Annotated in this window: 9 protein-coding genes and 1 riboswitch; of the genes, 2 read left to right on the plus strand and 7 right to left on the minus strand. The window is 38.1% G+C overall.

The annotated features are described in order from the left end of the window. Positions 1-10 precede the first annotated feature (10 nt). The gene (locus HHO41_RS12075) at positions 11-889 is read right to left on the minus strand and encodes an AraC family transcriptional regulator (RefSeq protein ID WP_169098893.1); all 879 of its coding nucleotides are present in this window, start codon (positions 887-889) and stop codon (positions 11-13) included. A gap of 454 nt (positions 890-1,343) precedes the next feature. On the opposite strand from HHO41_RS12075, the gene HHO41_RS12080 reads away from it, so the two are divergent. Then, the gene (locus tag HHO41_RS12080) at positions 1,344-1,496 is read left to right on the plus strand and encodes a hypothetical protein (protein WP_169098895.1); all 153 of its coding nucleotides are present in this window, start codon (positions 1,344-1,346) and stop codon (positions 1,494-1,496) included. Between the two features lie 69 nt (positions 1,497-1,565). On the opposite strand, the gene HHO41_RS12085 is transcribed toward HHO41_RS12080, so the two are convergent. The 6 genes from HHO41_RS12085 to HHO41_RS12110 all read right to left on the minus strand — a co-directional run bounded on the left by HHO41_RS12085 (position 1,566) and on the right by HHO41_RS12110 (position 9,207). Beyond that, on the minus strand, positions 1,566-2,348 hold the full coding sequence (locus HHO41_RS12085) for a nucleotidyltransferase domain-containing protein (RefSeq protein WP_169098897.1): 783 nt from the start codon (positions 2,346-2,348) through the stop codon (positions 1,566-1,568). A 41-nt stretch (positions 2,349-2,389) separates the two neighbouring features. Further along, on the minus strand, positions 2,390-4,129 hold the full coding sequence (gene thiC, locus HHO41_RS12090; RefSeq protein WP_481747095.1) for a phosphomethylpyrimidine synthase ThiC: 1,740 nt from the start codon (positions 4,127-4,129) through the stop codon (positions 2,390-2,392). 164 nt (positions 4,130-4,293) lie between these two features. After that, a riboswitch (TPP riboswitch) is annotated at positions 4,294-4,408 on the minus strand. Positions 4,409-4,550: 142 nt separating this feature from the next. After that, complete coding sequence (locus HHO41_RS12095; protein WP_169098901.1) at positions 4,551-5,423, minus strand: gamma-glutamylcyclotransferase family protein; 873 nt, start codon at positions 5,421-5,423, stop codon at positions 4,551-4,553. A gap of 153 nt (positions 5,424-5,576) precedes the next feature. Continuing rightward, the gene (locus tag HHO41_RS12100; protein ID WP_169098903.1) at positions 5,577-6,221 is read right to left on the minus strand and encodes an acetate uptake transporter; all 645 of its coding nucleotides are present in this window, start codon (positions 6,219-6,221) and stop codon (positions 5,577-5,579) included. Between the two features lie 563 nt (positions 6,222-6,784). Beyond that, positions 6,785-7,864: a nitric oxide synthase oxygenase gene (locus HHO41_RS12105; protein ID WP_169098927.1), complete on the minus strand. Its 1,080-nt coding sequence runs from the start codon at positions 7,862-7,864 to the stop codon at positions 6,785-6,787. A 335-nt stretch (positions 7,865-8,199) separates the two neighbouring features. Further along, positions 8,200-9,207, minus strand: coding sequence for an asparaginase (locus tag HHO41_RS12110; protein WP_169098905.1), 1,008 nt, complete (start codon positions 9,205-9,207; stop codon positions 8,200-8,202). 240 nt (positions 9,208-9,447) lie between these two features. Between HHO41_RS12110 and HHO41_RS12115 the strand changes: the two genes are divergently transcribed. Then, complete coding sequence (locus tag HHO41_RS12115; protein WP_169098907.1) at positions 9,448-10,782, plus strand: metallophosphoesterase family protein; 1,335 nt, start codon at positions 9,448-9,450, stop codon at positions 10,780-10,782. The last annotated feature ends 101 nt before the right edge of the window (positions 10,783-10,883 follow it).

Consider the following 10,883-nt stretch of genomic DNA (forward strand, 5'->3'; position numbering starts at 1 on the left):
TTTTTGTTAATTATCCAATTTTACCGTTATCAATTTTCTTTACTGCCACCCAAATTTCACTATATACATTTTCCATTGTACCATTGAACTTTGTAAAAGAAATTCCCGGTAATTCAACTAGTTCGTATTCTGAAGATGGCAACCATTCAGAATAAATTTTCGCGGTCGTTTCTTGAAGGGTGGCTGGAAATGGTCCCTGATTAGGGAAAATCGCCCAAAAACTTTCTTCAATCGTTATTTGCTCTAAATCCTCAAATGGATTTTCTGTTGTGGTTGCAAACCCAATCATATGAGTTAAACATCCTTTTTCTTCTAGGTAGCCTTCATCGAAATCAAAAGAAACATTCAAGACTTGATGTGGATATAGATCAGCTAATTGATGCATCTCATTTCTTTGCTGTTCTGTAATGGACTGGGCCAGTTCAATGATTGCATTATTTTCACCTTTGAATTGAATCGGCACTCGTTTCGATACACCTACTACATTAAATTTCTCTTTCTTTTCAATTTTGAATTCCATAGAATTTCCTCCTCGTATATCTATATAGAATGAAAATTTGGGAAATGATTTTTGAATTTTGTTTTTAGTTACTTCTGAAGGTAAAAAACCACTCCAGTCACGAAAGGCTCTTGAAAATCCTTCTATTGATTGATAGCCATATTTATAGGCAATATCTGTCACTTTTGCTCCGTTAATTAATTCAACATTCGCAACCGATAATCTCCTATTTTTGATGTACTCATTCAATGACATTCCAGCCATATACGAAAACATTCTTTTAAAATGATAATCAGATAGCCCTACAATTTTTGAGATATCTTTTCCAGAGATTTCTTCCGTTAAATGGGTTTCAATGTAATTCATTAAATGATTGAATTCTTGTAACATTCATTTCCCTCCTTTACAAATACATCTTATCGTTAAAGTTTAAGACCTACTCGATATTTTTTATACGGAATTTATCGGAACCCGATTTGCATAATTTCGATTACTCTCCTAAACACGAAAAAAGCGCCTGTTCGAAAACAGGCGCTTTTTTATGCGTTTGCGGCAATAGACCGTATGACCACATTCATACGTTTAGCAATTAAGCATATCTATTGACTTATGCAAGTTAGCTCATCGCTCAATTAATATACCATTAACACCTACTAAACACAAGCTGAAAATTTCTCCAATGTAACTGGAAAGTATCATATTTTTTACCAACGAAAATATGAATATAATTAATACTTTTTCTTTGCAAAATGGACACATTTTTGAGTACAATAATTCTATCAAGCTTGTATAAATAATTTTTTCCATTTTTTAATCTTATTAACTTTGAAAGGTGTTGAAAAACATGGCTAAAAAACCAGAAAACAAGAAAATCTCCGTAGATTCATCAGTAACTTTAAAAGGATTTGTCAAAGCCATCTTTAACGATACAATTCATGTCCAAATTGGTGGAAAAATTATTCCCATTCCAGCAACTGATTTAAATCTTGAAAAATAATAACAGCTATGTAAAAGAGCAGCGAAATGCTGCTCTTTGTTTGTTTTTCCAACCTCTACATACAAAAGGTCAAGAAGTTTCAATGCTCCAGGCCTCTTGTAAAATCCCTCTGAAAACCATATCCAATTGTGGGACAAGGTAAATCTTTTCATCAGGTAATGATTTAGCAAATGCTGATAACCGTGCGATTTCTTTTTCGATAAAGAGATGTAGATCCTTATACTGCTCCGTTTTACCGCATACTACATCAGCCTTTTTTTGTTGGATTAGAGAATTCACAGACTCTTTTATTGGACCGGAACTTAACGTACTATTCGCTAAATCACAAAAATCTAGTCGCGGGAAACTGTAATTTTTCTCTATCCACAAACAGGCTAAAATTGGCCGCAACACATAAAAATATTTTTTAATCTTTACTTCTTGCCCTTGTAAGAAAGCTAAATAGTTGCGATTAGCCATGTTGATGTAATGAAACAGGGCTGCTTTTTTAGAAAAAGCCAAGAGAGCGACGTCGCGAATAGCCTCCACCCATTTTTCATTCTGATGATACACAATCTGCGAATGAAGCCACTCCAACAAGTGCGGATTTGATTTGTTAATTAGCCTAAGTGCCTTTCTAAGCTCCCAACCATGTAAATCAAGTTGTTTGTTCACCGGGAGGTCAATGACCTCACGTTTTTCCTCAATTGATAAATACCAATCCGTTTTAGGAACATAGATGAACCGAACGTCATAATCGCTCGACTCCGAAGGAATTCCCCATGCCCTGCTACCAGACTCGACTGCCAGAATGATTTTGACATCATGGGATTGTTCGATATAGTGTAGCTGATCAAGAATTTTTTCCTTCATAATTGACTACTCCCTATCACAAACGACATCAAGGCTTATTTTTAATAAAGATGACCGCCGTTTTCTCGGAATTGAACTGCTTTTTCTTTCATGCCTTCACTGATTTCAGTCGCGTAAGTACTCCCTTTTTGCTCAGCAAGTTCTCGAATATTATGCGAAATTCTCATGCTGCAAAATTTCGGGCCACACATCGAGCAAAAATGGGCTGTTTTGGCCCCCTCAGCTGGTAGCGTTTCGTCATGGTATTCCATGGCACGCTCTGGGTCAAGTGCTAAATTAAATTGATCACGCCAGCGAAATTCAAATCTCGCTTTCGAAAGTGCATCGTCACGCTGTCTTGCTCCTGGGTGACCTTTAGCCAGATCGGCTGCATGCGCAGCAATCTTATAAGTTATCACCCCGACACGAACATCCTCTTTATTTGGCAATCCAAGATGTTCTTTTGGTGTAACGTAGCAAAGCATTGCCGTTCCAAACCAGCCGATCATTGCTGCTCCAATTGCAGAAGTAATATGATCATACCCGGGTGCAATATCGGTCGTCAGCGGTCCCAATGTATAGAAAGGTGCTTCGCCACAAATGTCCACTTGCTTATCGACATTCTCCTTAATTAAATGCATCGGTACATGACCTGGTCCCTCGATCATCACCTGAACATCGTGTTTCCAGGCAATTTTTGTCAACTCCCCTAATGTCTCTAATTCAGCAAATTGTGCTTCATCATTAGCATCTGCTATCGAGCCAGGTCGCAAACCATCCCCTAATGAAATGGCAACATCGTATGTCTTCATAATCTCACAAATCTCTTCAAAATGGGTATAAAGAAAATTCTCTTGATGGTGTGCTAAACACCATTGCGCCATAATGGAACCACCTCGAGAAACAATTCCCGTCACTCGATTAACCGTTAGTGGTATGTAACGTAATAACACCCCTGCATGAATTGTGAAATAATCGACCCCTTGCTCTGCTTGTTCAATAAGCGTATCGCGATATACCTCCCAAGTTAAGTTCTCGGCAATCCCATCTACTTTCTCAAGAGCTTGATAGATTGGCACAGTACCAACAGGAACGGGACTATTGCGGATGATCCATTCTCGGGTTGTATGAATATTTTTGCCTGTAGATAAGTCCATTAGAGTATCAGCACCCCAGCGAGTGGCCCACCTCATTTTCTCAACTTCCGCTTCAATCGAAGAGCTCACTGCCGAATTGCCTATATTCGCATTGATTTTCACATGAAAATGCCTACCAATAATCATAGGTTCACTTTCAGGATGATTGATATTGGCTGGAATAATTGCTCGACCACGTGCTACCTCATCTCGTACAAATTCCGGATCTACATTTTCTCGTATGGCAATGAACTCCATTTCAGGTGTAATGATACCGTTTCGTGCGTAATGTAATTGTGTAATATTCTTCCCGTCTTTGGCACGTGATGGCTTTCTTTTTAAACCAGGAAAAACATCAATATTGGCAATAGGTGCTTGCGATGAATAACCATCATCCTTTGGATTCACTTTTCGGCCTTCATACTCACAAACATCACCACGTTCTTTGATCCAATTGTTGCGTAACAAGGGTAATCCCATTCGAATATCAGCAGAATAAGCTGAATCTGTGTATGGTCCACTAGTATCATATACCCTTATTGGTGGGTTTTCCTTTGAGTCTTGCATATTTGAGGTTGGACTCAACACGATTTCACGCATTGGTACTTGAATGTCAGGTCTCGAACCTTTAACATAAACCTTCCTACTTCCTGAAAAGCTGGACATAATATCATGATTAATTTCCTCAATCGTTTTCTTCTCCACAATCATCTCTCCTTTTTTAACTAAAGGACAAGATCAACTTCGTTTACAGCATGAAAAAACCGAGTCTAAATGAAGACCCGGCAGTTGTTAGCATAAATTTATCGTGTCACCATCGACACTTTTTAATCTATGAATTCTAACTTCCCCACGCTGGTATGAACCAGATCAGGTCCTGAGGGTTAAGGCACTTTAACGTGTTCCTCTCTCAGCCCAACTAATTGGACACCCCTAGTTTGTATAACAAAATGTTTGAACTAACTATAAACCTATCATGATATCGTTGTAAACCATTTATTTACAAAATTGTTTATATTTTTATAACTCACGACTTTTATCCTATTCAAAATCGAGTTTAATTCACGATTTAAGCTTAATTATCATTCTAAAGGATCATGTTAAATTGATCCTTTAGTTGCTGTTTTAATTTTTCGATATATTCAGGACTGAGATAGCGACTGCCGCCACGGATAATTTCCTCTGCATAATCGTATGGAGGAGCTGTATCTTCCTCTTTGTTGACGACAATAAATGTTAAAACATTTTTCAACAAATTGCCGTCCACTGTGACATCGATAAGAGCTGGGCGATAGGTTCGATACTTCACGCCTTCACGGCGATAAAGATAGTGAAGGCCTTGTTCTTGTACTTCATACACTACCCCTTCAACAATTCCACCTGATTCAACGATATCCGCCCGACCTCCGTCTGACACTCGTCTAGTATAACCTAGAGTGTAACCATTAAGAACGCCCCTACCGACGATGTTCTGAAAATATTGATCAACGCGAGCACTGACAAATCTCTCTTCGTCCATACAACTCCCATAGGCAAAATAATAAAAGGTTGGTTGGGTATTAAAGCTATGATAGACGGTCCAATCGCCGAGTGGTATGGATTGCTTCAGGATGCTTTCTTGGTCAGGGTGGATGCTGTAGACAAAGGCTTCATATTCACCTTTATCGGTTAAAATAGTTTGTTTGTTTCGGTTATATAGATTGTTTTGACCTGGACCAAAGTAATCTTCAAGCTTATCTAGGCTTTGAAGGTGTTTAAAATCAAGCTCATATAATTCACCATAAACCATGCCTTCGTTAGCAGCCTTTAAGGCTGGGTATCCTAATCCGGTATCATAAAGCAATCCCTTGGTCCAAGCTTGTTGGGCAACGCAGCATGCCCCTTTTAATAGATGATGATTGGCTTCATGACGCCTTAGCGTACCATATACAAATACTAGAAATTTCTCCGTTGCTCCCATACAACCACTCCAATCCTGATCAGGAGGCCTTACTATTCCTTACAATTATTTTATTCTTTTAAGCCGATAAATTCCTGCATGAAGCATTAAACATAAAAAACCCGACTGGCGGATTAGGAAAGCATTCCGACAATCGGGTTTGGATTATATGAATTAAGCGTTCTTCACAAGCTTCATTTTTGCTTGTGGCTTGAAGATTCCAAACGGCTTACCAACAGGACATACAACTCGGCCGAAATGATTGTTAAGGACGTTAGCACCTGCGCCATATAGACCAATGATAGAAATTAAAAACTCGGAAACAGCTGCAACATCATGCGCCAATTCTGGAGCAATACCAAAAGTTGAAAGGATAAGTCCAACGAATAATACATCAATTAACACAAAGATAGAGAATAATACCATATTTGTTTCCATAGCACCAACGGTTAAGAAAAGACTTAAAACTAAGTAACCAATAAATGCAAATGCAAGTTGCTTTGGATCGACTTGAGCTGCAAGTTCTTTACCAAATACGCCCATTTGAATTAACCATGAAGTTCCTACACCAATCCAGAAAAGACCATATGCACCGAAAGCAGTTTGTCCGAAAACGTTATTATGCTTAGCGTCTTGAACACAAGCGAATAATTGTGCAATCCCACCTAAGAAAAATGCCCAAGGAATGATGAAAGAAAGACCTTCAGTGATTCCTAATTTTTGTGAAGATGCGACAAGCGTTACCATTGCAAGACCGAACATTCCAAGTGCTGATGGATCCGCCACTTGAACTTTTACATTTTGTGTATTGTTTTCCATTTGTTTCTTCCCCCTACTTCAATAAAAAATACTTGTCTTTTGTTTGAGTTACTTACTTTTCCACAATTTGAATCTACTTTATATTGTGTAAAACAAGAACTGCCACTACCCCTTCGTTTCGGCAATTCATTGATGAAGTTTGTCCATTCAAGCTGTGTTTGAAAACAATGTTCGCAGCGTCCCTCCCCCACAGGTCCTGCAAGAAAGCGTTTACGTTATAATGGTCTTTTTTGATATGTTTTTGTTAGACAAGAAAGCGTTTACTCTTTGTTGTTTAACAAAAGCATGTCATCGCTGAATACAACTGCAAACTACTATTTTCTGCAATTTACCCTTTTTAGAATTTTTTGATATTTCAAATTATATCTTTTTGTGGGTTTTTGTCAATATCATTCTGAAAAATATTGTATATTTTCTGAAAATTTGTAATTTTTCATAGTTCTTCTGTATTGATTTTACCATCCAGAACAAAAAGGAGACTTTTGACCTATTCCATTTCGACAGTTTTCATCGGTTTATTTTGCATAAAAAGACACCACCTTTAATAGATGGCGTCAGTTTCATTATGATTGAAACAATTTATTTTGATAAAAGAAATTCGGTTTTCTGATTTCATTATTATACGGTTTATGGAAGATATGGGAGGTTGCTGGTGATACAGGCGGAATAAGCCAAACCCAATTTCCAGTAACATCTCTACCACACTCAGCTTCCTTTTCTTCAAACAGCTTAAATTGCTGTGAGGCAGTGTGATGGTCAACCATACTAACTCCAGCTTCTTTAAACGAAATTAGGATTGCCTGATTTAATTCAAGGAGAGCACGGTCCTTCCAAAGTGAGGTATTCGTATTAATATCCAACCCCATTAAGGTAGCAATCTTCGGTAGCATATTATAGCGATAGTCATCCGCGAAATTGCGTGCACCAATTTCAGTTTCCATGTACCACCCGTTAAATGGTGCCGCGCTATAGTGAATTCCTCCAATTTCTAAACGCAATTGAGCAATCATTGGGACTGCGTACCATTTTAAGCCAAGCTCAGCAAACCACTCGTATTGTGGATGACGAATATCTACTTCAAGTACTTTTTGTTTAGGAATTGGATACCATTTTGGTTTATTGTCCTTTACTTGAATCACAATCGGGAGCAAATCGAAATGAGTGCCCGCTCCTTCCCAGCCGAGCTCTTGACACATTTTTGTAAACGGGAGTGAGTGCGAATCACCAACAACCCCATCAGAGGTCTCATACCCTGCATAGCGAATGATTTGATGATTCCAAAGCTTAACCTGGGCTTCGTTGTCAATCATCTGTTTAAAAATCGTAATCGTCGGTCTGATTTTACCATTATTCGTGGCATAGTCGATGTGATCAAATAATGCATCACGAATTTCTTCTTCCGTTTCAAGTTCTCGTTTGTCGATAATATGTAAGCTTTCCCAAAAAAGTCTACCAATGCAGCGATTACTATTGCGCCAAGCCATTCTTGCACCATGCTCAAGTTCTTCAAAAGTATGTTCATAATAACCTAACTTATGTATTTGTTGTTCTATATCGATCAATCTTTGTTCAATTTCTTCTGCAGTTTTTCCCAATTCTTGATAGCAAATGGTAACAAACTCCTTTGCTTCATTGAAAAGCAATTGGTTTTCCTCCTTCGTAAGCACAGTATTCAATCGTTTTCCCTCCCTATTGATTATCCCCAAGTTTCATTTTATTCTTTCCTGAAGGTTCAGTCTATTACTTAACAATAAACCATTTTAAAATAGTAATAACGGTATTAATCCCGCAATAAAAATGTTTCATTTGTCATGAGTGTTGATTTCCGCCGCAGGAGTCTTCGTGCCTTCCGCTCCAATTAACTTGCGATAAAATCAATACTTAGCTTTATCACATCAAAAATAAACAGACTGCCCACATATCATTTGGACAGTCTGTTTATTTTTATTAATTTATTCAAAGAATGCTTCCGATTTTCTCAGTCTTCTTTCCCCCAGTCGACTGAGAGATCCCAGGCGATTGGAGTTTCAATTATCGCTTTAACTGCTTGTGGGTCGCTCGTTTGTCCAAGTGCCCACATAAGTTTTGCCACAATAGCTTCTGTGTTCATATCTCCGGAAACAATCACATCGTATTGAGCGACCTTTCTGCCAACCTCATAAAGAAACAAATCATGTCCCTCTTCAAGACATTGTGTTGATATTAATACAGCCAGGCCACTTTCAGTTAAATTCTTGACTTTCGGAAGGAGACTTCTCTCTTCAATGGGGACTCCACCATTGCCGAAGCTTTCAATAATAACGCCTTTGTAATGAGCTTTTATATAATCAAAGATTTCCGGTTTTGTGCCAGGATAGAGCTTCAACAAGAATACATCTGGACATAATTTCGTATTAACCTTAAATTCCCCAGCAGGAGTAGTTGGTTTCCACGAGTAGCTAATCTCATCTCCCGAAATTTTTGCAACATAAGGATGATTAATGCTTTCAAAGGCATCAAAGCTTTTGGTCCGCATTTTTACTGCTCTTGTACCGATAATGACACGACCATCAAAGACAACAAACACTCCGCCCATATCTTCTTCACAGGCGAAGCGAACGGCATCTTGAAGATTTTTCTTGGCATCCGTCTTTTTAAAACTGATTGGGACCTGCGAACCTGTAAGGACAACGGGCTTGCCCAAATCCTGAAGCATATAAGATAATGCAGCTGATGTGTAACCTAAAGTATCAGTGCCATGTGTAATAATAAAACCATCATAATCGGGATAATGTTGTGCAACTGTTTCGGCCATGCTAACCCAATGCTCAGGCTGCATATTTGTACTATCACGGTTCATTAAGATTTGACAGGTTACATCAATATTTTGATCTCCAGCTTGAAAGTATTGGAGCAATTCATCAGCCGAAAGACCAGGTACAAGACCTTCCTCTCCTTCGATTGAAGCAATAGTACCACCTGTTGCAATTAATAAAAGCTTCTTCATATGAACCTCCTGAAACGATTTGCATCCGTACATGATAAAAATGTAATCGATGTTCATTATACGGTTTTCTTTCCGTAACATACAATACTATATTCCTTTTGCGGAATTTTTGCTTTTTTCTTTACCCCCTACTCATTACTTATCTTTTAGTACGTATTACTTCTTTCTTCCATTATAGGTTCATAAACTAAATAGGAAGTTTGACAGAATGCGAGTTTGAGTAAGGGAGGAATCTCATCCATGCTTATTTTCCTTAGTGATTTGCACCTAATGGATGGAACAGCCGGGAAGCATTATTTAGGAATTGAAACCTTTAAAGATATCTTTAAGGAATTAGCGACACAGGCTATTGATGCAGGCATTACCAGAAACTCTAAATCTACAGAATTAAAAATTGTTCTTTTAGGAGATATATTTGATCTCATTCGAACAGAGGCTTGGTTTGTCAAAAAACAAAACGGAAAGGTCATTGAAATCATCTCAAAAGATGACCGCCCCTGGGGAAGTAATTCCAAACGTACTGAGACGCTGGCATGTGAAATATTCGATCAAATTATTAAGGAAAACAAAGAAATTATCGATATTATTTCCTGTAAGGATTGGAGAGATTTAGGTTTTCCAATAAAACCTGAAATTGTTTATATCCCCGGTAACCATGACCGCTTATGCAATCTATATCCATCCCTTCGCGAACGTGTCATCAATCATTTAGGAATGAACGATGTATCACCTTACGATCATTTCCCACATTTATTTGCCGACAAACAACATGGGGTCTTCGCACGCCACGGACATGAATATGATTCATTTAATTACGCTGATGTTTATGAAGAAACTCCAATTGGTGATGTCATTGCTGCCGAAATCGCCTCAAAATTGCCTATCGTCATTGAAAAACACTTAAGTAACACAAGTCTTTCAAAAGAGGATATTCAAGTGATTAGCGATCATTTCCGTAATCTATTTGATATTCGTCCAATAACATCAATTATTCAATGGCTGTTTTATCAAGTTGAGAAAAGCACGAAATATGACAAGGAAGTGAAAGAAAAAATCAATTTGGCGTTCCAGGAGGTAGGTAACGAATTCGTAGAACTTGATTTTGTAAAGCGGTGGGTTAGACAAAATGACTTATTATGGAATCCAATCGATCAAGCTGATATCGTTCAAATGCTCATCTCCATTTTAAAAACCTTTAATATTAATAGCTTTAAATGGCAGCTTTCATTGTGGGAAAAGTCTAAATATGTAAGAAAATTGTTTACTGATGATCATTATCTCGAAGGAGCAGTAAATGATTTTAACAATGATGCGAAGGATTACCAATATCTACTATATGGGCATACCCACCAGCCGCTTCAAAAAGCCATTAACATTACCGAGAAAAACAAGGAGCAGCTTTATCTTAATACTGGAACTTGGAGACCAGCCTATTATCAGACCACATCTAAAACCGGCTTTACCTCTTGGAATAATCTCACCTATACGATTATTTATCAGCCTGGAGAACGACATGCCGGGAAAATAATTGAGCGGCCACGTTTTGAGGTCTGGACCGGAGCAATGAAAATATAAAAAGAACAAAATCGCTAACGCGACTTAATACCCACGACCCAAGTGAAGGTTATTCACTTGGGTCTTTTCTCGCCTGGCGCATTGTTCCATTACAAAAAGGA

This window comes from Bacillus sp. DNRA2 (assembly GCF_012843265.1).
Classification (GTDB): domain Bacteria; phylum Bacillota; class Bacilli; order Bacillales; family Cytobacillaceae; genus Bacillus_BU.

What these genes read in the sequence shown, in the direction of transcription:
- HHO41_RS12075 (WP_169098893.1), bottom strand. Translation starts at nt 889, where the DNA reads ATGTTACAAGAATTCAATCATTTAATGAATTACATTGAAACCCATTTA.
- HHO41_RS12080 (WP_169098895.1), top strand. Translation starts at nt 1,344, where the DNA reads ATGGCTAAAAAACCAGAAAACAAGAAAATCTCCGTAGATTCATCAGTA.
- HHO41_RS12085 (WP_169098897.1), bottom strand. Translation starts at nt 2,348, where the DNA reads ATGAAGGAAAAAATTCTTGATCAGCTACACTATATCGAACAATCCCAT.
- thiC (WP_481747095.1), bottom strand. Translation starts at nt 4,129, where the DNA reads ATGTCCAGCTTTTCAGGAAGTAGGAAGGTTTATGTTAAAGGTTCGAGA.
- HHO41_RS12095 (WP_169098901.1), bottom strand. Translation starts at nt 5,423, where the DNA reads ATGGGAGCAACGGAGAAATTTCTAGTATTTGTATATGGTACGCTAAGG.
- HHO41_RS12100 (WP_169098903.1), bottom strand. Translation starts at nt 6,221, where the DNA reads ATGGAAAACAATACACAAAATGTAAAAGTTCAAGTGGCGGATCCATCA.
- HHO41_RS12110 (WP_169098905.1), bottom strand. Translation starts at nt 9,207, where the DNA reads ATGAAGAAGCTTTTATTAATTGCAACAGGTGGTACTATTGCTTCAATC.
- HHO41_RS12115 (WP_169098907.1), top strand. Translation starts at nt 9,448, where the DNA reads ATGCTTATTTTCCTTAGTGATTTGCACCTAATGGATGGAACAGCCGGG.